A 21103-nucleotide genomic window follows, 5' to 3' on the forward strand; every position below is an offset into this window, starting at 1 on the left:
AGCCGTAACGGGCAAGAGAGCCGAACGGGCGGGCGGCGGGGTCCGAAGACCTCGCCGCCCGCCCGTCCTTTGGTGGAGCTGTCCTTGGTGGCCCCGACCCTTACTGGTCCGAGCCGCCCGCCTGCGCCTGCTGCTCGGCGACGGACTTGCGGACCTCGTCCATGTCGAGCTTGCGGGCCTGGCCGATGACATCCTCCAGGGCCTCCGCGGGCAGCGCGCCGGGCTGCGCGAACACCGCCACCTGATCGCGGACGATCATCAGCGTCGGGATCGACTGGATGCCGAACGCGGCCGCGAGCTCGGGCTGGGCCTCCGTGTCGACCTTGCCGAAGACCAGGTCGGGATTGGCCTCCGCGGCCTTCTCGTACACCGGGGCGAACTGGCGGCAGGGCCCGCACCAGGTCGCCCAGAAGTCGATCAGGACGAAGTCGTGCTCCGTCATCGTCTGGTCGAAGTTGTCCTTCGTGAGCTCCACTGTCGTGCTGCTCATGGTCTGTCTCTCTTCCTGATGAGGGCGAAGCCGTCGTGCACAACGGCCGGGGCGACGGCCGTATTCCGCGCGCGTACCCATGTGGCCCCGCCGCACACCTGGGACCAGACTGTCCCCATGACGGATGCGACGGATGTCACCGAAGGCAGTGAAACGATCACCTACGACGTCGTGGTCCTCGGCGCCGGACCCGTCGGCGAGAACGTCGCCGACCGGGCCCGCGCGGCCGGCCTGAGCGCGGCGGTCGTGGAGAGCGAACTCGTCGGCGGCGAGTGCTCGTACTGGGCCTGCATGCCCAGCAAGGCCCTGCTGCGCCCGGCCGTGGCCCGCGCCGACGCCCGCCGCGTCCCGGGCCTGCGCCAGCTCGTCGAGGGCCCGCTCGACGCGGCAGCGGTCCTCGCGCACCGTGACTACTACACCTCGCACTGGAAGGACGACGGCCAGGTGGGCTGGCTGGACTCCATCGGCGTCGACCTCTACCGCGGGCACGGCCGCCTGGCGGGCACCCGCCAGGTCACGGTCACGGCAGCCGACGGCACGCTGCGGCGCCTGGCCGCCCGGCACGCCGTGGCCGTGTGCACCGGCAGCCGTGCCGTCGTCCCCGACCTGCCGGGCGTCGCCGACGCCAAGCCGTGGACCAGCCGCGAGGCGACCAGCTCCGACCACGTGCCGGGCCGCCTCGTCGTGGTCGGCGGCGGCGTGGTCGGCGTGGAGATGGCCACGGCCTGGCAGGCACTCGGCTCGCAGGTCACCTTGCTCGTACGCGGCGGGGGACTGCTGCCGAAGATGGAGCCGTTCGCCGGGGAACTGGTCGCGGAGGCGCTGCGCGAGGCGGGCGCCGACGTGCGCACGGACACCTCGGTGACCGAGGTGCGCCGGGAGGGCGCCACCGTGACGGTGAGCCTCGGCGACGGCACCACCGTCGAGGCCGACGAGATCCTCTTCGCGACCGGCCGCGCCCCGCGCACCGACGACATCGGCATGGACACGGTCGGCCTGGAACCCGGTGCGTGGCTGACCGTCGACGACAGCTGCACGGTGGCGGGCAGCGACTGGCTGTACGCCGTCGGCGACGTGAACCACCGGGCGCTCCTCACCCACCAGGGCAAGTACCAGGCGCGGATCGTGGGCGCCGTCATCGCCGCCCGCGCCCAGAAGGTCCCCCTCCTGGAGACCGACCGCTGGGGCGCCCACAGCGCCACCGCCGACCACTCCGCGGTCCCCCAGGTCGTCTTCACCGACCCCGAGGCCGCCTCCGCGGGCCTCACCCTCGCCGCCGCCGAGGCCGCGGGCCACCGCGTCCGCGCCGTCGACTACGACCTCGCGTCGGTCGCGGGCTCGGGTCTGTACGCCGACGGCTACCGCGGCCGTGCCCGCATGATCGTCGACCTCGACCGCGAGATCCTCCTCGGTGTGACGTTCGTCGGCCCCGGCGTCAGCGAACTCATCCACTCGGCCACCGTCGCCGTCGCCGGAGAGGTCCCCATCGAGCGCCTGTGGCACGCGGTGCCGTCGTATCCGACGATCAGCGAGGTGTGGCTGCGGCTCCTTGAGACATACCGGGGCTGAGGGGCTCCTGGCGCGAACTGGCCAGGTGGTGGCCGGAAGTTGACGCGGGGACGGGCGCCGTCCGCCGGATGATGTCCGTCTCCGCGAGGCGCCGATACTGTGGCCTGCCAGGAGAGCGGCGCGACGGTGCGCGCCCGGGGGAGAGCGGGGGCGGGGTGGATCCCATTTCGGCGGGGGTCACGTGGACGCTGGCGGCGGTGGCGACCGGCATGGCGGGTGAGGTCGGCAAACAGCTCCATCTGCTCGTCGGAGGGCTCTTCGGCGGCCGGACACGGGCACCTGACCGCTCGACCGAACTGACGGCGCTCGCACCGCAGTTGCTGGAGGCGGCCCGCCGGGACCCGGTCGTGGCGGCCAGGCTCGCCGAGCTGCAGGGCCTCGCCCAGCGGACCTTCCAGGAGCCGGTGGTGCTCTCCGTGGCGCCGCCGCCCCCGCCGATCCGGACGTTCGTCGACCGTCAGAAACCCCTGGGAGCGCTGCGCCGCGAGGCCCTGCGCAAGCACGACGGACGACCGCGCCGGGCCCTTCTGTACGGTCCCGAGGGCATCGGCACCACCGGGCTCGCCGTGCAGTTCGCGGCCGGCGCGCACGACCGGTATCCCGACGGGCGGCTGTACGTCGACCTCGCCGACGGCCACACGGGCACGGGACTCGACGCCGAGGCGGCGCTGCGGTCGGCGTTACGCGGACTCGGCGTACCGGACACGGACATCCCGCCGGGCCCCGCGGACCGGGCCGCCCTCTTCCAACGGCTCGTCGACGGGCGGCGGATGCTCGTCATCCTCGACCACGCGCACTCCGCCGCGCAGGTCGGCCCGCTGCTCGCGGCGTCGGCCGACGTGTTCACCGTCGTCGTCGCCCGCCGCAGGCTCCCCGGCGTCGACGCCGAGGCGATCGCGGTCGAACCGCTCTCCAGGCGCCACTCCCTGCAACTCCTGAAGGAAGCGTCGGGCGCCGACGTGGCGGCGCGGCTCGGCCCGGCGCTCCCGGCCACGCTCGCGCGGTGCGGGGGATCGCCGTACGCGCTGTGGGCCACGGCCGCGCAGTGCGAGGCGGGACTCCTGCCTGGCGCCGGGGCCCGGACGGGCGCCCCGACGGGCGGGGGCTCCGGCGACGACTCCACGTACGACGACTCCACGTACGGGGGCTCCGTGACCGGCGAGGATGCCTTTCTCGACCTTCTCGACGACATCTACCGGACCCTCGACCCCGGTCTCGCCCGCCTCTACCGGCGCGGCGCGCTGTGGCCCTGGCCCGCCTTCACGGCCGGGCCTGTCGCCGCCGCGGCGGAGCTGGACGAGGCGGTCGCGGTCGCGGGACTCGACCGCCTCGTCGAACTCAGGCTCCTGGAGCCGGCCGGCCCCGGGCGCTACCGGTACCGGCCGCTGGTGCTGCGGCACGCGGAGCGCATGGCCTCGCGGGACGACAGGAGCGCCGGGTGCTCGCAGGCCCTGAACCGCACCGTCCAGTGGTACCTGCGGTTCGCCGTGCAGGCCGACCTGGACGCGCTGCCGGAGCGCTGGCATCTGGGCGCCGCCTACCAGCAGGCCACGCGGGGAACGTACCCGGACAGGGGTCGGGCCCTCGCGGCGCTCGTCGACGAACTGGGCAACCTGGTCCAAGCCGTGCTCGTGGCACGGGAGTTCGGCTTCGGGGACACCGCCTGCTCCCTGACGGAGGCGCTGTGGGCGGTGCAGCTCAAGGCCGGACGCCACGAGACGCTGCTTCCCGCGCTGCGGGCCGCGGCGCAGGTCGCCGACACGGTGTGCCCCGGAACGAAGATGGCCGGCCGCATGCACACCTACCTCGCCTCCGCCCTCATCGAGACGCTCGGCTTCGACGAGGCGGAGCGCGAGGCCGAGGCGGCCCTGGTCGCCGAGCGGCGCGCCGGGCATCTGCGCGGGCAGGCCACGGCCGTCGAGACCCTCGGGCGGATCAAACTGGCGCGCTGGGATTTCCAGGGGGCCGACGCCCTCTTCGTCGAGTCGGGGCGCATCGCCGACGGCATCGGCCCCGACGACGAGGGCCACGCGGACCTGGAGCGGATCCGCGCCCTGCTGCAGCGGTTCCGCGGCCGGGCGCAGCGCGGGATCGCCCTCCGCGAGAACCTGCCCCTGGACGAGGCGGAGGCGCGTCTCAAGGACGCCATGCGGTTCTTCGACGAGCACGGGGAGCGCTACAACGGCGCGAGGGCCCGCACCGATCTCGCGGAGCTGTACGTCCTCAGCGGTCGGCGCGACGCCGCGCTGCCCCTGATCGACTGGGCGCTTGAGGCGCTGGCGGGCGAGAACGCCGGGTATCACCTGGCGTATCTGCGGGCGTTGCGGGACGGTGGCGGCGATGGCTCAAGCGGTGTGGGTGACCCGAACGCGGGCGGTGACGGCTCCGCGGGTGTGACCGCGACCTGACTCGGCGTCCCGCCGCTCCACACCGTCAGACCGTCCGCCAGTTCGTCGAGGCCCTTGCCCGCCGCCAGCCATGCGTACAGCGCGGAGGCGCAGGCCCCCGGGTCCGCCGCGCGCGGGTCGGCGGTCAGGCGGAGCAGATGGCCGTCGCGGGTGAGCGCGGTGCAGTCGCCGGGCCCTGTGACGTACGCGGCGAGGCCGCAGTGGGGATGGCGGTCGAGGACGTCCCTGGCCCAGGCGGCGGGCGGGCCCAGCCGGGGATCGTCCGGGTCGCCGTCGCGCAGGATCACGTCGGCGAGAGTGAGGTCGCGCGGGTCCAGGGTGTCCTCGTGCACGGCGGTGTGGGCGTCGCCCTCGGCGTCCGGTTCACCGCGCGGCTGTGCGTACCGGGCGACGACGACCTCGCCCGCGCCGCGCAGCCGCGTGATGACGCGCAGGGGAGCGGTGCGGACGGGCGGCTCGTACGGGGGCAGGGGGAGCGGGTCCAGGAGCGCGGGGGCCGTGGGTTCCGGTATCCCCATCAGACCGTAGAAGGTGCGCCGCAGGAGTTCGGCCGAGCGTCCGGGGGCGGACGAGGTGAGTTCGGCGGGGCCGGGTGCGGGGACGTGATGGGCCGTGGCCGCGTCGAGCTGGGGGCGCAGGGCGCGGTACGGGTCGAGGCGGGGTGCGGCGCGGACGAACGCGGCGACGGGGGAGTCCTCGCCGAGGCCGTCCGACGCGGCCGCGCCGAGCAGCACCGGGGTGCCGAGCGCCGCGCTGTAGTACGTCACCGACCCGAAGTCGCCCAGCGTGACGTCCGCGGCGAGGAGGGCCTGGCGCCAGCCGTGCAGCGGGTCGATCAGGGTCAGGCCGCCGCGGCGGGCCCGGTCGAGCCACATCCTGATCTGGCCGGGGCCGTGGCCGTGCCAGACGTTCGGGTGCAGTACGGCGGCGACGCGGTACTCGTCCGCGGGGAGCTCGGCGGTGAGGCGGGGCAGCAGCGCGGGCAGCACGTCCTCGCCGCCGTCGCCGAACAACGACTCGGGGTTCCAGGTGGAGTTGAGCAGGACGAGCCGTTGCCCGTGGCGTACGCCGAGGGCGCGGCGGAAGCGGTCGCGGTACGGGCGGGCGGCGAGGAGGCGGTCGTAGCAGGGGTCGCCCGCGAGGACGGCGGTCGCGGCGGCCTCGGGGCAGGCGGCACGCAGCCGTGCGACCTGCTCGGGGTGGGACAGCACCAACGCGTCCGCGATCGGCCTGCCGTCGGGGGCGAGCAGCCACTCCGGCGAAAGCCCGAACACCGGCTCCCGGCTCCCGGCTCCCGGCTCCCGGCTCCCGGCTCCCGGCTCCCGGCTCCCGGCTCCCGGCTCCCGGCTCCCGGCTCCCGGCTCCCGGCTCCCGGCTCCCGGCTCCCGGCTCGGCGAGTCTCTTATTGTAGCCAACGCCGTGCGAGAGGATCACCAAGTGGCCACTGTGGTAGTGGAGTTGACCGCCGAAGCTGGCCGAGACGGCGAGGTCCACGGGGGTTCGCGCGGCCTGTTCCCACGGCAGCACCGGCACCCCGACGTCCGCGAGGAGTTCCGCGACGCCCGCCTCGTACGGCGAGGAGCCGGTGCATGTCGCGAGCAGTTGGACCCGCAGGTCGTCGCGGAAGAGCGGCAGCACGTCGAGCAGCCTGGTCGCGGACGTGACGTTGTGGACGATCAGGAGCACGTTGTGGCAGCGCCCGCGCGTCGCCCACCGCTCGGCCCCGGCGCCGACCGGCACGCGTATCCACTCCGCCCGCCCCATGGACCCCGCTTCCCCCTCGCGCCGCCGTGCGCCCCGCGAACACTCAGGGCATCCACCAGGCCGCAACGATAACCGCGCGCGAAGGCGGGGCGAACGGGGCGTACGCGGAACGCAGATTCACTCCGAGCGGGGCACGCCGCGTCACTGCGAGCGGAGCACGCCACGTCACCCCGCGCGTGGCACTCCGCGCGCGACCGTCCCCCGCTCGGCGGCCCGCTGAGCCGCCCGCCGCCTCCGCCGCAGCCGGTCCAGCTCCCGCTCGTCCTTGCCGCCCCACACGCCCGACGTCTGGCCGGACCACAGCGCGTACGTGAGGCACTGGTGTGCCACGGGGCAGCGTTCGCAGACTCGTTTGGCCTCCTCCTGGTCCCGTTCGGCCGGGCCCGTCGACCCGACCGGGAAGAAAAGCTCGGGATCCTCGTCGGCACACGCGGCCCGTTGGATCCACTCCTGTCGCAGCGGTACCTCATCCATGGGGCGGCGGGTGCCCGGGGCCGCCGCGGGCAAACGGTGTTTGACGATTCCGCTTGCCGGTTACACGTGGAGTTCGAGCCCCGGGCCCTCACGGCGGCCGGGGCCCCGCCGAGCAGAGGAGCACCGGCCGTGCCACGAGGATCGAGCGCCAAGCGCGAGCGTCAGTACGAGCACATCAAGGAGAGCGCCGAGCAGCGCGGCGAGAAGCCGTCCCGGGCGCGCGAGATCGCCGCGCGCACCGTGAACAAGGAGCGGGCCCGCAGCGGCGAGGCCAAGACGGCGTCCCGTACCTCGACGCAGGACATCTCGTCCGGCCGCAGGGGCGGTCTGCGCTCGCACAGCGGCGCGCAGGGCCCGACGCGCGACCAGCTCTACGAGGAGGCCAGGCGGCGCGGGGTGAAGGGCCGTTCGTCGATGAACAAGGCGCAGCTCGCGAAGGCCGTGGGCCGCTGAGGCGTGCGACGGCGCGCAGGAGCCCCGGCCCGTACGCGATTCACGCCGCGTCCGTGAGGATCCCCTCCAGATGCCGCAGCGCCGTCGTCACCCGCGCCGGATCCCGCTGGAAGAACGGGTCGTCCGGCACCGGCAGGGACCCCGCGAGCGCGATACCGCGCCCCCGCGCCCACGTCGCGTCGTCGGCGCCGACCGCCGCGCGGAACGTGGCGCGGGCCGACGACGGCAGGAACATCCACGCCGGTATCAGGTCGCAGGCGGGGTCGCCCACGGCCAGCGTGCCGAAGTCGATGACCGCGCTCAGACAGCCGTCGACGGCCAGCAGGTTGCCGGTCGCGAGGTCGCCGTGCAGCCACACCGGCGGCCGGTCCCAGGCGGGCGCCGCGAGCGCCTGCTCCCACACGGCCGTGACGGCGTCCGTGTCGACCATGCCCCGCAGCTTCGTGATCTTGGTGCGTACGGTCGAGTCGGCGGTCAGCGCGTCGCACTCGGCGCCGACCGGGGCGCCGCGGAAGGCGTTGCTCGACTGCGGTGCGGGGCCGCCCGTCGCGTCGATCTTCTGGAGCGCCGTCACGAACGCGGCGAGTTCGGCAGCCGTACGGTCCGGGTCGGCCAGGCCGTCCGTGGTCGCGGGTTCCCCGTCGAGCCAGCGGCAGACCGACCACGGGAAGGGGTAGCCCTCGCCGGGTTCGCCCTGCGACAGCGGCCGGGAAATGGCGAGCGGCAACTGCGGGGCGAGCCACGGCAGCCAGCGCTGCTCGCGCTCCACCTGGCCGACCCAGCGCTCGTACCGGGGCAGCCGCAGCGCCATGTCGTCGCCCAGGCGGTACGTCGCGTTGTCCATCCCGGAGCGCGGCACCGGCCTGATCGGTAGGTGCGCCCACTGCGGGAACTGCGCGTGGAGCAGCCGCCTGAGCAGCGGCTCGTCTATGCGGATGTCGCCCTCGTCCCCGACGTGGCCGTCGCCGTCCCCGTCGTCGTCCTCATGGTCCTCGAAGTCGTCGTGATCCTCGTACTCCTCGTACGCGAACGGCTTGCCGGCACCACCAGTTGACACGGACTCTCCTCGACGGACGTACGTACGGACACACGGACCTCGACCGGACGCGGGTCCGACCACGGCGGCCGGGCGACCGGGCAAAGCCTCATCCCACCCACCGGAAGATCTTCTGTCCACCGAGTTTTCCCGGCCGCCCGGCACAATGTGAGCGATGACCGACCTGCGAAAACCGCCCGATGTGCGGCGCGTGCTCACCGTTGTGGCCGTCGGCGGCGCGGCGGGCGCCGCCGCCCGCTACGGCGCGTCCCTGCTGTGGCCGGACGCGCCGGGCACCTTCCCCTGGACGACGTTCGGCGTCAACGCCGTCGGCTGCGCGCTGATGGGCGTCCTGATGGTCCTGATCACACCGGCCCGGACGACGCCCGTCCACCCGCTGGTGCGGCCGTTCCTCGCCACCGGGGTCCTCGGCGGCTTCACGACGTTCTCGACGTACGCGGTGGACTCCGAGCGCCTGCTGGACGGCGGGCGGGTGCGGACCGGCCTGATGTACCTCGCGCTGACGCCACTGACCGCGCTCGCGGCCGTGTGGGCGGCGACGGTGCTGACGCGCAGGGCCGTGGCGCGACGGCGGGAGGCGGGCGGACGGTGAACTGGCTGTGTGTGCTGGCGGGGGCGGCGATCGGGGCCCCGCTGCGCTATCTGACGGACCGGGGGATGCGCGCGCGGTTCGGGGCCGCCTTCCCCTGGGGGACGTTCGCCGTGAACGTGGCGGGTTCCTTCGTGCTCGGCGTCGTGACCGGCGTGGCGGGGGCCGCGTCCCCGCACACGCAGCTTTTCCTGGGCACCGGCCTGTGCGGCGCGCTGACGACGTACTCGACCTTCGGGTACGAGACGTCGCTGCTCGCCGAGGGCCGGATGCCGTTCGCGGCCGTGGCGAACGTCGTCGGCAGCGTCGCCGCGGGCCTCGGCGCGGCCTTCCTGGGCGTGACGTGCGCCGAGGCCCTGTGGGGGTGAGCGGCCCCGGTCAGCGGGTCAGCGCCGACGACACCTCCGCCGCCCACCGCCACGGCTCCGCCGTCCCGCCCGGCTGCGAGTTGAAGTACTCCCAGCCCATGACGCCGCCCATGTCCGGGTACGTGGCGACCAGGTCGCGGACGGTCGTCTTCAGCCGCGCCGTGTCGACGTAGCCGCTGCCGCCGTTGGACGGGTCGGTCAGGGTCCCCGCGACCACCTTCGACGCCGGTATGAGCCCGCGCCGGATCACCGCGTCGTAGCTGGACGTGGACGCCATGCCGCCCCAGCCGTTGTAGAACTGCGCGTTGAACCAGGCGATGTCGCCGCCCCGGTCGCGGTACAGCTGGTCGTAGTCGAAACCGGAGAGGTTCCCGCCGCCGCTGAGCGCGGAGCCCACCGGCGCGAGCGTGATGAGGAAAGCCGGGCCGAAGTCGGCGCGCAGCGCGTCGATGACGCGCTCGACGCCCGCGAGGGACATCTGCTCCTCCACGTCCAGGTCGACGCCGTCGAGTCCGTACTGCCGAATGAAGTCGCGCAACAGCGGGTAATACGTGTCGAATTCGGTGTCGAGCCGAGTGAAACTGCCCGGCGCCGCGCCGCCGATCATCGCGAGTACGTGGACGCCCTGGCCCTGCATCGTCTTCAGATCGCGCCACATCTGGTCGAACTTCGCGGCGCTCGGCGGGTCGTCGTTCAAGTGCACCGGCGCGTAAGGGCCGTTGAGGTCGTTCAGGTGCACGGCGGCGACCAGTACGTCGGTCACACCGGTGTTGTTCCTGGTCAGGTCGAGCGGCGTGACGTATCTGCCGCCCGTGTACTGCGTCTGGTAGTAGACGACGACGCGCCTGCCCGCCGCGGCGCGGGGCGCGGCCGTCGCCGTCGTACCCGCCGCCACCGACAGGGCGAGGGCACCGAGAAGGACACTGCGTCTTTTCATCCCGAACTCTCCTCCGGTTCCACCGAATTGCCGAACGTGCCGGACGTCCCGGACCAAGGCGGATTCCCCGCCGATCCGGACCGATCCAAGTCGCCGCAATTCTGACCAGGAAGGGGAGCGCAGGCTAGGGTGCGAAGGGAACTAATGCGCTTTAGTTCGAGCTTCGGGCCGCGCGGTTCGCCCGGCCGCGGGCGCGTCACGTCCGTGACGACCCTGTGCGCCCTGGGGCTCGGCCCACTGCTCTTTCCGCTGGTCGGACTGGTCGCCGCCGCATGGGGGACCGGTGCGTTCTTCGCGCTGTGCGGGGCGCTGTGTCTGCTCGCCGCCGCGACGGGCCTGTCGCCCGTGCTCAGGGGAGTCGGGCTGTGAGGGTGGGTGGGCGGGCGACGGTCCGGTACGCCGGGGGGCAGGCTCCCCCCGGTGCAGTACCGCCCCCCACACCGCGCTACGCGGCGAATTCGCCCGTCAGCGCCGCCGCCATCCGCAGGTGCGTCGCCGCCTCCGCGTCCCGGCCCTGCCGTTCGAGGGTCCGGCCCAGCATCAGGCGGGCGTACCCCTCGACGGGGTCGAGCTGCAGGACCGTACGCAGTTCGGTCTCCGCGCGGCGCAGCTGCGCCGAGTGGTAGTAGGCGCGGGCGAGCAGCAGTCGCGGGGCGACCTGCTCGGGGACCTCGTCGGCCAGCGGGGCGAGGATGCGCGCCGCCGTCGCGTACTCCTTGGCGTCGAAGAACTGGCCCGCGCGCTCCCAGCGCTCGGCGGCCGTGCCGTGGTCGAAGTAGGTGAATTCCACTGTTGCCTCCTTGACCGGCCACAACGGCGTCGGGTGGTTGAATATTCCACCATGTGGTGAGGGTGCCGGTGGGGGGCGGTCCTGCCCCTGATCCCGTCCCTTAGCCGGGTCCGTTAGTCCCGGCCCCGCTCCCGCCCCCGTTCCCGCGCACCCTTGAAGCGGGCCAGCCCCTCCCCGAGGCCGACGATCGGCTCGGGGTAGTCGTACCCGGCCCGTTCCGCCGCCCCCAGCTTCCACGGCTCGTGCACCCGGCGGCCCGCGAGCCCGGCGAGTTCGGGCAGCCAGCGGCGTACGTAGACACCGTCCGGGTCGTACCGCCTGCCCTGGAGGACGGGGTTGAGGACGCGGTTGGGGCGGGTGTCCGTGCCGGTGCCCGCCACCCACTGCCAGTTGAGCTGGTTGTTCGCGATGTCGCCGTCGACCAGGTGCTCCAGGAAGTGCTGCGCGCCGACGCGCCAGTCCACGTACAGCGTCTTCGTCAGGAAGCTCGCCACAAGGAGCCGGCCGCGGTTGTGCATCCAGCCCTCGTGGAGAAGTTGCCGCATCGCGGCGTCGACCACGGGATAGCCGGTGCGGCCCTCCTTCCATGCCTGGATGTCCCGCGCCGCCGATGTCCCCTCGCGCCAGTGGTCGTGGCGTTCGCGGTAGTCGGCAGCCGAGGCCTCGGGGCGGGCCGCCAGGACCTGGTGGTGGAAGTCGCGCCAGCAGAGCTGACGTACGAACGCGTCGGACCCGGGTCCGTACTTCTCCCGTGCCAGGTGGACGAGTTCGGCGGGGGACAGCGTGCCGAAGTGGAGGTGGGGGGAGAGGCGGGACGTGGCGTCGCCGGGCAGGTCGTCGTGGTGGGCCGCGTAGTCCGCGAGGCCGCTGCGCCGCCAGGACAGGAGCAGTGCGCGGCCCGCCTTCTCGCCGCCGCCGGCAAGCCCCTCCGCCACGCCCCGGACCGCCTCCCGCCGCGGGATCCGGCCGGAGGGGACACCCTCGGGAACCCGTACCGCCCGAGGCGCGCGCAACGGCCGCCGCGGCCGCTCCGCGGACCAGCGTGTGAAGTACGGCGTGAACACTGCGAAGTGATCGGAGCCGCCGCTCGGCGTCACGGCCCCCGGCGCGACCGCCGTGATCACCGCGTCGTGGACGCGCAGCCGCCGCCCGTCCGCCTCCAGCGCCCGCACCAGCCGCCGCTCCCTGGCCTGCGCGTAGCCGCTGACCCCCGCGGCGACGTGCACCTCCTCGGCGCGTGCCCGCGCCGCGATGCCACGGACCACGTCGACGACATCGCCCGACCGCACCACGAGCCGCCCGCCGCGCTCGCGCAGCCCCGCGTCCAGATCGGCCAGGCAGTCACGGAGGAAGGCCTCCCGGTTGGGTGCCGCGAACCCCGATGCGGCGATGGCGGCGTCGCGTACGAACAGCGGCACCACGTAGTCGCCCGCCGCGACGGCGGCACTCAGCGGCGGATGGTCGCGCAGCCGCAGGTCGGAGGTGAACAGGACGACCGAAACGGTCATGGGGGCACGGCTCCTGGGTGTGTCTTGCCTGGCTGGTCCTGGCCGGTCCTGGTCAGTACTAGCGGGTCCTGGCCCGTCCTGGCTCGATCTGGTCGGCCCTCGCCGGCTGTGTCCGCTGCGCCGTCCGCGCGATGTTGCGGGCCATGCCCCCGAAGACGACCGAGTGGAAGGGGGCGACGCTCCACCAGTACGCGTGGCCGAGGAGCCCGCGCGGGTGGAACAGGGCCCGCTGGCGGTACCGCGTACGGCCGTCTTCGCCGCGCTCCGCGTACATCTCCAGCCAGGCAAGGCCGGGCAGTCGCATCTCGGCGCGCAGGCGCAGCAGCCTGCCCGGCTCGATCTCCTCGACCCGCCAGAAGTCGAGCGAGTCCCCGACCCGCAGTCGCGCGGCGTCCCGGCGCCCGCGCCGCAGCCCGACGCCGCCGACGAGCCGGTCGATCCAGCCGCGCACGGCCCAGGCCAGCGGGAAGGAGTACCAGCCGTTGTCGCCGCCGATCCCCTCGATGACCCGCCACAGGGCGTCCGGCGAGGCGTCCACGGTGAGCCGGCGCCGGTCGGTGTAGAGGCTGCCGCCCGCCCAGTCGGGGTCCGTGGGCAGCGGATCGCTGGGCGCGCCCGGCACGGCGGCGGACGACCAGCGCGTGGTGACCTGCGCCTCCTGGATCCGGCGCAGCGCGAGCCGCAGCGCCGCCGCGAACGTCAGCGGGCGTCCGGGCAGGTCCGGAACGTACTGAGCGATGTCGTGTTCCCGGCAGACGACCTCGTGGCGCAGGGACTCCGCGAGCGGCCGGGCGATGCCGTGCGGCACGGGGGTGACCAGGCCGATCCAGTAGCCGGACAGGCGCGGGGTGAGGACGGGCACGGGCAGGATGATCCGCCGCGGCAGCCCCGCGACGTCGGCGTACGCGCGCATCATGTCGCGGTACGTGAGGACGTCGGGGCCGCCGATGTCGAAGGTGCGGTTGAGGCCCGCGGGCATGCGGGCGGCGGCGACCAGGCAGCGGAGCACGTCGCGGACCGCGATGGGCTGGATGCGGGTGCGCACCCAGCTCGGCGTGACCATCACGGGCAGCCGCTCGGTGAGGTAGCGCAGCATCTCGAAGGACGCCGACCCCGAGCCGATGATGACCGCGGCGCGCAGGACGACGCTGTCGACGCCGGAGTCCAGGAAGATCCGCCCCACCTCCGCGCGGGAGCGCAGGTGCGGCGACAGCTCGGACTCCGGCCTTCCCGCGGGCGTGAGCCCGCCCAGGTACACGATCCGGCGGACCCCGGCGGCGTGCGCGGCCTCGCTGAACACGCGGGCGGCCCGCCGGTCGGTGTCCTCGAAGCCCGGGCCGGTACCGAGCGCGTGCACCAAGTAGTACGCGACATCGATGCCCCGCATCGCCCCGCCCACCGACTCGGCGTCGGTCACATCGCCCCGGACGACCTCGACCCGGCCCGCCCACGGGTGGTCGCGGAGCTTCTCCGGCGAGCGCGCGAGGCAGCGCACGCGGTGCCCGGCGTCGAGCAGTTCGGGTACGAGGCGTCCGCCGATGTAGCCGGTGGCGCCGGTGACGAGGACGTGGAGGCCGGGTTCGGAGGGGTGGTCTTCGGCTCGTCCGGCACCGCCACTGATCTGCATCCGTCCATGGTGATCCCCCGCTCGCGGCGCCGCGACCGGACCCCGTACGTAGCCGACACCTCTCACCCGGAGCCGCCGAGGTGGACAATGAGCCGACTCTCAGCACCCGTCGTCCCTACGCCGTACGAGACCAGGGGAGCGCATACCGTGAACGACATCTGGGCCTACCCGCCCGGCAGCGGCCACCGAGGCGAGCAGCAGGAGCCCATGACCGGATTCACGGTCGAGGCGACCGACGGAGTCATCGGCCAGGTGGACCGGCAGGTGGACCGCCCGGGCCGGCAGCACCTGGTCGTGGACACCGGAGTGTGGGTCTTCGGCAAGAGCGTGCTGATCCCGGCCGGTGCCGTCCGGCGCATCGACCGCGAGGCGGGCACGGTGACGGTCGGCCACTCCAAGGAACAGGTCAAGGACGCGCCGCGGTTCACCACCGACAGCGAGACGACGGATCCGGCGTACCTCAACGAGGTGGGGGCGTACTACGCCACGCTGGAGCGCGGCTCGGAGCTCTGAGGCGCGCCGCCGGCGGCACCGCCGACGCGTCGATGACCCCGCGTGCCCCGGACGGGGCGTTGCCCTGTCCGCTCCGGGTGCCCCGGGGCTAAGTTGTGCGGTATGAGCAATCTTGATCGCGAGGCGGTGCCCTCCCTGTGCGGCGGCCGGGGGTTCGTCGTCGCGGAACCCGTGCGTGAACTCCTCAGCCCACGGCATGTGAAGCTCGGTGCGACGACCGAGGTGCGGCGCCTCCTGCCGAACCTGGGGCGCCGGATGGTCGGCGCCTGGTGCTTCGTCGATCACTACGGCCCCGACGACATCACCGACGAGCCCGGCATGCAGGTGCCGCCGCACCCGCACATGGGCCTGCAGACGGTGAGCTGGCTGCACGACGGCGAGGTCCTGCACCGGGACAGCACGGGCAGCCTGCAGACCATCCGCCCCCGCGAACTGGGCCTCATGACGTCCGGCCGGGCCATCTCCCACTCCGAGGAGAGCCCCAAGTCGCACGCCCGCTTCCTGCACGGCGCCCAGCTCTGGGTGGCGCTGCCGGACGCCCACCGGCACACCGAGGCCCGCTTCGAGCACCACGCGGACCTGCCGGTCGTCACCGCGCCGGGCCTCAGCGCGAAGCTGCTCCTGGGCGCACTGGACGGAGCGGAGTCACCCGGCACCACCTACACGCCGATCGTCGGCGCGGACCTGACCCTCGCCCAGGGAGCGGACGTGCGCCTTCCGTTGGAGCCCGACTTCGAGTACGCCGTCCTGTCCATGGCGGGCGAGGCCCACGTGGACGGCGTCCCGGTCCTCCCCGGCTCCATGCTGTACCTCGGCTGCGGCCGCACCGAACTCCCCCTGCGCGCCGCGTCCGACGCGAGCCTCATGCTCCTCGGCGGCGAGCCGTTCGAGGAGGAGTTGATCATGTGGTGGAATTTCATCGGACGTACGCAGGAAGACATCGAGCAGGCCCGCGCCGACTGGATGACGGGCTCGCGCTTCGGCGAGGTCAAGGGCTACGACGGCGGGGCACTGCCCGCGCCGGAGCTGCCGGCGGTCCCGCTGAAGCCGCGGGGGCGGGTGCGCTGACCCGGGCAGGCGAGCTGGGATCGGCTCGCCTGCCGTTCGGCCGGGGGCAGGTCAGGTGCGGGTCAGTTCCGCCGCGCCGAAGGACACGTCGAAGCGGTCGCACCAGATGGTGACGCTGCGGTACTGGTTCAGGTCGAGGTCGGCGGGCAGCGTGTAGTTCTGGTCGCCCTTGTTGCCCTTGAGTTCGCCCAGGCTGACGTGCTTGCCGTCGTCGAACACGTGCCAGCCGTCCTTGCCCGGCTTCACTTCCGCGTCGGTGAGCCAGACCCGCAGGGCGGGGCCGTTGCTCGTGTCCAGGTCCGTGAGGCGCAGGACGCGGGTGCCGTCCTGGAGACGCAGGATGCGGGCCGACCCGCTGGTGTCGTGCTCGTGGCTGATCAGCTCGCCCTTGGCCAGGTCCTTCAGGTCGGCCCCCTTCCCGGGCGGTACGGACGCCGCCACCGGAAGCGGCTCCCGTACGGTCTCGTCCACCCACAGCTTCCACGGCTGGAACAGGTACAGCCCGACACCCGCGACCACCAGCCCCGTGAGCAGCACGGTGATGAACCACGGCTTGCCGAGTGTGCGCCGTACGCGTCCCATGTCATTTCCTCCGCGAAAAAAGTCTCGAGTTTGCCCGTGCCCCCTGTACGACGGCCGGCAGGTGCCCCGCACTCCCGGAATCCGATGACGAAAGTCTTACGTGGCGTCGAGGCCGTACCCGTTCACGCAGTCTTCTTCCGGGTGTTGCCGGTGTGGGGGTTGGGGCGGGTGGTGGCCCGCATAGCGTGCGGGCGTCATGTGGGGCGCGGGGTGGGGAGAAGTCATGCCAGGGCCAAGACATACGGGTCGCCGGGAGGTTCTGCGCGCGGCCACCGTCGTCGCCGCGGGGTCCGCCGCCGTGGGCATCACGGGCGCGGGCAGTGCGGCCGGCGCGGACGGCCACAAGGTCAGCGCGCAAGGCCACAAGGCCGGCGCACAAAGCCACGAGGCCAGCGCCGCTGACAACGTTGCCGCAGCGCACGACCGCCCCGCCCCCGACAACCCCCGCTTCACCCTCGCCGTCATGCCCGACACCCAGTACCTCTTCGACGGCGCCAGCATCAACAAGGAGCCCGTCGAGGCCGCCCTGCGGTACGTGGTCGAGCACGCTCGCGGCGACAACATCGTGTTCCTGTCCCACCTGGGCGACCTCGTCGAGAACGGCCGCCCGGAGGAATTCGCGCCGATCAGCGACGCGTTCCGCGTCCTCGACCGGCGCGGCGCCGGATACAGCGTCCTCGCGGGGAACCACGACATCGACGCGCGCACCGACGACCAGCGCGGCCGCACCCCCTACCTCGACGCCTTCGGCCCGAAGCGGATGCGCGGGACGCCCACCTTCGGCGGCGCGTCCCCGGACGGCTACAACACCTTCCACACCTTCCGTGCGGCGGGCCGCGGTTGGCTGGTGCTCGCTCTCGACTGGCGGCCGTCGGCGGCCGGGATCGCCTGGGCGCGGAAGGTCGTCGCCCGGCACCCGCGCACGCCCGTCATCCTCACCACCCACGACCTCGTGTACGCCGACGGGGCGGGCGGCGAGGCGCGGCTGTCCGAGAACGGGCAGCGGCTGTGGGACGAGTTGATCGACGGCAACGACCAGATCTTCCTCACCCTGAACGGCCACTACTGGCCGGCCGCCCGCACCGTACGCGAGAACGCGGCCGGTCACGACGTCCATCTGCACCTCAGCAACTACCAGGACCGCTACTTCGGCGGCAGCGGGATGATCCGCCTCTACCGCTTCGACCTCGCCAGGAACACGATCGACGTCTCCACGTTCTCCCCCTGGCTGCTTGCCAAGGCGCCGGGCCGCCGCAACGCCCTGGAGCGGCGCGAGGTCGAACTCACCGGCGCCGACGACTCGTTCTCGCTGCCGCTCGACTTCGAGAAGCGGTTCGCCGGGTTCGCGCCGGTCGTCCCGCGCCGTCCCCGGCCCGCCGCCCGCATGCTGGTCCGGGGCACGCTCGCGTACTGGCGCTTCGACGGCGGCGGTCAGGACGGCTCCCCGGCCGACCAGGCCCTGCGCGTCCGCGACCTCTCCGGGCGCGGCAACGACCTGGTCCGCGCCCCCGTCCCGGGCAGCCCCGCCGACGCGCTGCGCTGGTCCGCCGAGCACCACCCCGACCAGCCGGCCCACGGCAGCCTCCGCTTCGAGGGCGGCAGGCCTCCGTTGCGCGGCGCGTTACTGCGTACGGAGAAGGGTGCCCCGCTGAACACGGCGACGTTCCGGTCCGGCTTCACCGTGGAGGCGTTCTTCAAACTCCCCGCCGACTGGGCAAGTTCCCGCAACGCCTGGTCGGCCATCCTCAGCCGTCAGGGCACGCTGGCCGCAGCCGGAAAGGAGGGCGACCCCGCCGAGCCCGTCGCCACCCTCTCCCTCTCCGACGGCCACGCGCTCCAGTGGGCCGTGGCGCCCCTCGACCAGGACCGGAACGTCACCAACTGGAGCCATGAACTCCCGCTCGGCACCTGGTGGCACACCGCAGTCGTCAACGACGGCCGCCACACCACTCTGTACGTCGACGGCTGCCCGGTCGCCCGCAATCCCGCCACATCCGCGAACGGCCTGACCACGCTGGGACTTTCCTGGCTGCTCGGCGGATACGAGTACGACGGCGCCCTCGACCAGCTCTTTTGCGGCTGGATCGGAGACGTACGCATCGTCGGACGCGCCCTGCCCGTCGGCGCGTTCATGAACGCCCACTCCTGAGGAGACACCGTGCACCGCCCCCAACCCCTGCCGCGCTGGGCCGACCCCGACGTGCCCGCCGACGCCCTGGACGCGCAGAGCGTCAGCCGCCGCGGACTGCTGCGCCGCGCCGGTCTGTACGGGGCCGCGTTCGCGGGCGCCGCGTACACCGTGGGAGCCGCGTCCGCCCCCGCCGAAGCGCACGCGCACCCCCACGGCGGGAACGACCCGCACCTCGTCTACCTGGCCGGGGACCACCACATCCACTCGGTCTACAGCCACGACGCCAAGTACACGTTCTCCCAGCTCGCCACCGCCGCCGCGCGCTACGGCCTGGACTGGATGGTGCTGACCGAGCACAGCAACATCGGCCACCACAAGGCGGGCGGCGCCGAGGCCGAGCACCGGGAGATCCGCAGGGCCCGCGCGGAGAACCGCCGCATGCTGATCTTCCAGGGCCTGGAGTGGTACATCCCCGGCGCCGAACACGCCACCGTCTTCTCGGCCCCGGGCCGCCACGAGGTCGACCTGCTCACCCGCTTCGAGCAGGACTACGACGGAAAGCTCCTCGGCTACACCGACGGCGCCCCGGGCCACCCCGACACCCCGCGCAACGAGGCCCACGCCGTCAAGGCCCTGAAGTGGCTCGACCGGCAGCGGCGGCGCGGCTACGTCGACGACGTACTCGTCCTCGCCAACCACCCGCTGCGCCTCGGCATCAACTCCCCGCACGAGATGCGCGCCTGGCGGGACGCGGCCCCCGACATCATGATCGGCATGGAGGGCGCGCCGGGATCGCAGGGCGCGGCCCACCCCGGGCGCGGCGCGTCGAGCATCCGGGGCGAGTACGAGAACAGCCCCTCCGTGAACTCGTTCCCGGGCTATCCGCTCGACGCCTACGTCACGTACGGCGGCTTCGACTGGGCCACCGCGACCGTCGGCGGGCTCTGGGACGCCATGCTCGCCGAGGGCAAGCTCTTCTCGATCACGTCCAACTCGGACGTCCACCGGGTCGTGTTCGACACCTGGCGCAACGGGGACTGGCCGCCGGGCCGGAACTTCGACAACACCGGCCGCCTCCCCGACCCGGTCGACACCACCGAGCCGCAGCCCGGCAGCGACCTGTGGCCCGGCCAGTTCAGCCGCACCCACGTGGGCGTCACCCGCTACGGCTACCGGCACGTCATGGCCGGGCTGCGCGCGGGCCGCGTCTGGGTCGACCACGGGCAGCTCGTCGACGGCGTCGACGTACGCGTGAGCCGCGCGCACGGCGGGCACGGGCGCGGCGTCACACTCGGCGGGCGACTGCGCGTACGCCGCGGCGAGCAGGTGACGCTGACCGTCACCGTTACGACCGCGTCCCGCCCCAACCACCACGGCGAACTGCCGCGCCTCGCCCACCTCGACGTCATCCGCGGCGCGGTGAACGGCCCGGCGGCCGACCGCGACGCGTGGCGCGCGCCCGACACCCGGGTCGTGCACACCGCCGACGTATCCGGCCGCCGCGGCCGCTACACGCTGCGCGTCCCGCTCGGCAGGATCGAGGAGTCCTGCTACGTACGCCTGCGCGGCAGCGACGGCCGCCGCAACGGCCCCGGCCTCCTCGGCGCCACGATCGACCCGCACGGCCCGATCCGCCACGAGCCGGGGAACGGCGACCCGTGGGTGGACACGTGGCTCTACACGAACCCGGTGTTCGTGGACGTCGTGCCCCGGACCACGGACGAGTGACTCCCGCGACTCCAGGGGCTGCTTGCGGGGCTCCCGGGGCTACTTGCCGACCGGCGAGACCGCGATGCAGCCGGCCACGACGTTCTCGCCGGAGGCCTCCTTGATGACCTTGCCCTTGTAGATCACCTTGCAGGTGAGGTTCGAGCCGGTCGGGTCCGTCGAGATCGGGACGACGGTGGGCGGCATGATGCCCCGCAGCGTCACCGTCTTCTTCCACGGCAGCTTCGGCTTCGCCTCCTTCACGAGCTTCGGGTTCGCCGCGGAACCGCCGCCCGCGGCGAACTCGATCTCGTCGACGCTCTCGCCGGAGACCTCGTACGTCACCTGGTACTTCTCGTTGACGGCCTTGTCGACCGCGTCGACCGCCTCCTCGGCCTCGGAACAGGCGGAGAGGCTCAGCGCGAGACCGACGGCGGCGAGGGCGCACGCGGCGGTGCGGATGTGTCTGTGCATGTCGGCAGAGAACAGTAAAGGCATCGCAAAGTCAATTTGTTACCGCGCGATAACTCCAGCTCAGGGGCGGCCCGATACGGGTCGGCACAGTCGGCCTCCCGCCGCCGTGCCCGCCGGATCGGCGGCGGCATAGCCTGGCGGCATGGAAGCAGTCCTGGTCAGTGCGTGCCTGCGCGGAGTGCCCTGTCGGTACGACGGGCGTGACAAGGCGTCCTCCGAGGTCGACGAGGCGGTGGCCGGTCGTGCGGTCGTCTCCTTCTGCCCGGAGGTCGCGGGCGGGCTCGCGACGCCGCGTCGGCCCGCCGAGCTCGTCGGTGGCGACGGGCACGACGTGCTGGACGGGACGGCGCGGGTCGTCGAGGACACGGGGCGCGACGTGACGGCGGAGTTCGTGGCCGGGGCGCACCGCGCGCTCGCGGCCGCGCGGCACGGGGGCTGCGCGGAGGCGCTGTTGATGCCGCGCAGCCCTTCGTGCGGCCGGGGCGCGGTGTACGACGGTTCGTTCGCGGGGGAGACGGTGCCGGGGGACGGGGTGACGGCGGCGTTGCTGGAGCGGCACGGGATCACCGTGCGGGCCGCGCCCGGGGTCTGACG

21 protein-coding genes are annotated in these 21103 nt (G+C 73.3%); 11 read left to right on the forward strand and 10 right to left on the reverse strand.

Annotated elements, in window-relative coordinates:
* Positions 1-100: 100 nt before the first annotated feature.
* Positions 101-490, reverse strand: a complete 390-nt coding sequence (gene trxA, locus IEY91_RS20625) for a thioredoxin (RefSeq protein ID WP_189175153.1) — start codon at positions 488-490, stop codon at positions 101-103.
* Positions 491-607: 117 nt separating this feature from the next.
* Here trxA and IEY91_RS20630 point away from each other — a divergent pair, with 117 nt between their 5' ends.
* Together IEY91_RS20630 and IEY91_RS20635 are read left to right on the forward strand one after the other, a co-directional pair.
* On the forward strand, positions 608-2059 hold the full coding sequence (locus IEY91_RS20630) for a dihydrolipoyl dehydrogenase family protein (protein ID WP_189175154.1): 1452 nt from the start codon (positions 608-610) through the stop codon (positions 2057-2059).
* Positions 2060-2214: 155 nt separating this feature from the next.
* Positions 2215-4467: a tetratricopeptide repeat protein gene (locus IEY91_RS20635; RefSeq protein WP_189175155.1), complete on the forward strand. Its 2253-nt coding sequence runs from the start codon at positions 2215-2217 to the stop codon at positions 4465-4467.
* Here IEY91_RS20635 and IEY91_RS20640 read toward each other — a convergent pair.
* On the reverse strand, positions 4359-5741 hold the full coding sequence (locus IEY91_RS20640; protein WP_229697115.1) for a hypothetical protein: 1383 nt from the start codon (positions 5739-5741) through the stop codon (positions 4359-4361). The genes IEY91_RS20635 and IEY91_RS20640 overlap by 109 nt on opposite strands.
* 655 nt (positions 5742-6396) lie before the next feature.
* On the reverse strand, positions 6397-6705 hold the full coding sequence (locus IEY91_RS20645; protein WP_164317853.1) for a WhiB family transcriptional regulator: 309 nt from the start codon (positions 6703-6705) through the stop codon (positions 6397-6399).
* A 129-nt stretch (positions 6706-6834) separates the two neighbouring features.
* Between IEY91_RS20645 and IEY91_RS20650 the strand changes: the two genes are divergently transcribed.
* Positions 6835-7158 carry a plasmid stabilization protein gene (locus IEY91_RS20650; protein WP_164317851.1) on the forward strand — a complete coding sequence of 108 codons (324 nt, stop codon included), beginning with the start codon at positions 6835-6837 and terminating at the stop codon, positions 7156-7158.
* A gap of 40 nt (positions 7159-7198) precedes the next feature.
* Here IEY91_RS20650 and IEY91_RS20655 read toward each other — a convergent pair whose 3' ends face one another.
* Entirely contained in the window at positions 7199-8215 is a 1017-nt protein-coding gene (locus tag IEY91_RS20655) for an aminoglycoside phosphotransferase family protein (RefSeq protein WP_229697116.1), read from the reverse strand.
* A gap of 154 nt (positions 8216-8369) precedes the next feature.
* Here IEY91_RS20655 and crcB (IEY91_RS20660) point away from each other — a divergent pair, with 154 nt between their 5' ends.
* Both crcB (IEY91_RS20660) and crcB (IEY91_RS20665) read left to right on the forward strand, forming a co-directional pair.
* Complete coding sequence (gene crcB, locus IEY91_RS20660; RefSeq protein WP_189175156.1) at positions 8370-8807, forward strand: fluoride efflux transporter CrcB; 438 nt, start codon at positions 8370-8372, stop codon at positions 8805-8807.
* Positions 8804-9172 (forward strand): fluoride efflux transporter CrcB, encoded by a 369-nt coding sequence (crcB, locus tag IEY91_RS20665; protein ID WP_189175157.1) that lies wholly within the window; start codon positions 8804-8806, stop codon positions 9170-9172. Before crcB (IEY91_RS20660) ends, crcB (IEY91_RS20665) begins: the two co-directional genes overlap by 4 nt.
* A gap of 10 nt (positions 9173-9182) precedes the next feature.
* Here the strand turns inward: crcB (IEY91_RS20665) and IEY91_RS20670 are convergent, their stop codons facing one another.
* The gene (locus IEY91_RS20670) at positions 9183-10109 is read right to left on the reverse strand and encodes a glycosyl hydrolase family 18 protein (protein WP_189175158.1); all 927 of its coding nucleotides are present in this window, start codon (positions 10107-10109) and stop codon (positions 9183-9185) included.
* Between the two features lie 204 nt (positions 10110-10313).
* Between IEY91_RS20670 and IEY91_RS20675 the strand changes: the two genes are divergently transcribed.
* The gene (locus IEY91_RS20675; protein WP_373287986.1) at positions 10314-10478 is read left to right on the forward strand and encodes a hypothetical protein; all 165 of its coding nucleotides are present in this window, start codon (positions 10314-10316) and stop codon (positions 10476-10478) included.
* A 76-nt stretch (positions 10479-10554) separates the two neighbouring features.
* Here the strand turns inward: IEY91_RS20675 and IEY91_RS20680 are convergent, their stop codons facing one another.
* The 3 genes from IEY91_RS20680 to IEY91_RS20690 all read right to left on the reverse strand — a co-directional run bounded on the left by IEY91_RS20680 (position 10555) and on the right by IEY91_RS20690 (position 14034).
* A complete protein-coding gene (locus tag IEY91_RS20680; RefSeq protein ID WP_189175159.1) occupies positions 10555-10899 on the reverse strand; it encodes a tetratricopeptide repeat protein in 345 nt (114 codons plus the stop codon).
* Positions 10900-11012: 113 nt separating this feature from the next.
* Positions 11013-12407, reverse strand: a complete 1395-nt coding sequence (locus IEY91_RS20685) for a cryptochrome/photolyase family protein (protein ID WP_189175160.1) — start codon at positions 12405-12407, stop codon at positions 11013-11015.
* A 58-nt stretch (positions 12408-12465) separates the two neighbouring features.
* Complete coding sequence (locus IEY91_RS20690) at positions 12466-14034, reverse strand: SDR family oxidoreductase (protein ID WP_189175161.1); 1569 nt, start codon at positions 14032-14034, stop codon at positions 12466-12468.
* 147 nt (positions 14035-14181) lie between these two features.
* On the opposite strand from IEY91_RS20690, the gene IEY91_RS20695 reads away from it, so the two are divergent.
* Both IEY91_RS20695 and IEY91_RS20700 read left to right on the forward strand, forming a co-directional pair.
* Positions 14182-14547: a PRC-barrel domain containing protein gene (locus IEY91_RS20695; protein WP_189175162.1), complete on the forward strand. Its 366-nt coding sequence runs from the start codon at positions 14182-14184 to the stop codon at positions 14545-14547.
* Positions 14548-14649: 102 nt separating this feature from the next.
* Positions 14650-15615, forward strand: a complete 966-nt coding sequence (locus tag IEY91_RS20700; RefSeq protein WP_189175163.1) for a pirin family protein — start codon at positions 14650-14652, stop codon at positions 15613-15615.
* Positions 15616-15666: 51 nt separating this feature from the next.
* Here the strand turns inward: IEY91_RS20700 and IEY91_RS20705 are convergent, their stop codons facing one another.
* Entirely contained in the window at positions 15667-16197 is a 531-nt protein-coding gene (locus tag IEY91_RS20705) for a DM13 domain-containing protein (RefSeq protein ID WP_189175164.1), read from the reverse strand.
* 223 nt (positions 16198-16420) lie between these two features.
* Here IEY91_RS20705 and IEY91_RS20710 point away from each other — a divergent pair, with 223 nt between their 5' ends.
* Both IEY91_RS20710 and IEY91_RS20715 read left to right on the forward strand, forming a co-directional pair.
* Positions 16421-18346, forward strand: a complete 1926-nt coding sequence (locus IEY91_RS20710) for a LamG-like jellyroll fold domain-containing protein (protein ID WP_189175165.1) — start codon at positions 16421-16423, stop codon at positions 18344-18346.
* Between the two features lie 9 nt (positions 18347-18355).
* Positions 18356-20056 carry a PHP domain-containing protein gene (locus IEY91_RS20715; protein WP_189175166.1) on the forward strand — a complete coding sequence of 567 codons (1701 nt, stop codon included), beginning with the start codon at positions 18356-18358 and terminating at the stop codon, positions 20054-20056.
* 39 nt (positions 20057-20095) lie between these two features.
* Here IEY91_RS20715 and IEY91_RS20720 read toward each other — a convergent pair whose 3' ends face one another.
* Positions 20096-20509: an MmpS family transport accessory protein gene (locus IEY91_RS20720; protein WP_164317830.1), complete on the reverse strand. Its 414-nt coding sequence runs from the start codon at positions 20507-20509 to the stop codon at positions 20096-20098.
* A gap of 142 nt (positions 20510-20651) precedes the next feature.
* Here IEY91_RS20720 and IEY91_RS20725 point away from each other — a divergent pair, with 142 nt between their 5' ends.
* A complete protein-coding gene (locus IEY91_RS20725; protein WP_189175167.1) occupies positions 20652-21101 on the forward strand; it encodes a 2-thiouracil desulfurase family protein in 450 nt (149 codons plus the stop codon).
* The last annotated feature ends 2 nt before the right edge of the window (positions 21102-21103 follow it).

The organism is Streptomyces lasiicapitis (assembly GCF_014646335.1).
GTDB classification, from domain to species: domain Bacteria; phylum Actinomycetota; class Actinomycetes; order Streptomycetales; family Streptomycetaceae; genus Streptomyces; species Streptomyces lasiicapitis.

What these genes read in the sequence shown, in the direction of transcription:
- trxA (WP_189175153.1), bottom strand. Translation starts at nt 490, where the DNA reads ATGAGCAGCACGACAGTGGAGCTCACGAAGGACAACTTCGACCAGACG.
- IEY91_RS20630 (WP_189175154.1), top strand. Translation starts at nt 608, where the DNA reads ATGACGGATGCGACGGATGTCACCGAAGGCAGTGAAACGATCACCTAC.
- IEY91_RS20645 (WP_164317853.1), bottom strand. Translation starts at nt 6,705, where the DNA reads ATGGATGAGGTACCGCTGCGACAGGAGTGGATCCAACGGGCCGCGTGT.
- crcB (WP_189175156.1), top strand. Translation starts at nt 8,370, where the DNA reads ATGACCGACCTGCGAAAACCGCCCGATGTGCGGCGCGTGCTCACCGTT.
- IEY91_RS20670 (WP_189175158.1), bottom strand. Translation starts at nt 10,109, where the DNA reads ATGAAAAGACGCAGTGTCCTTCTCGGTGCCCTCGCCCTGTCGGTGGCG.
- IEY91_RS20685 (WP_189175160.1), bottom strand. Translation starts at nt 12,407, where the DNA reads ATGACCGTTTCGGTCGTCCTGTTCACCTCCGACCTGCGGCTGCGCGAC.
- IEY91_RS20690 (WP_189175161.1), bottom strand. Translation starts at nt 14,034, where the DNA reads ATGCAGATCAGTGGCGGTGCCGGACGAGCCGAAGACCACCCCTCCGAA.
- IEY91_RS20700 (WP_189175163.1), top strand. Translation starts at nt 14,650, where the DNA reads ATGAGCAATCTTGATCGCGAGGCGGTGCCCTCCCTGTGCGGCGGCCGG.
- IEY91_RS20705 (WP_189175164.1), bottom strand. Translation starts at nt 16,197, where the DNA reads ATGGGACGCGTACGGCGCACACTCGGCAAGCCGTGGTTCATCACCGTG.
- IEY91_RS20710 (WP_189175165.1), top strand. Translation starts at nt 16,421, where the DNA reads ATGCCAGGGCCAAGACATACGGGTCGCCGGGAGGTTCTGCGCGCGGCC.
- IEY91_RS20720 (WP_164317830.1), bottom strand. Translation starts at nt 20,509, where the DNA reads ATGCACAGACACATCCGCACCGCCGCGTGCGCCCTCGCCGCCGTCGGT.
- IEY91_RS20725 (WP_189175167.1), top strand. Translation starts at nt 20,652, where the DNA reads ATGGAAGCAGTCCTGGTCAGTGCGTGCCTGCGCGGAGTGCCCTGTCGG.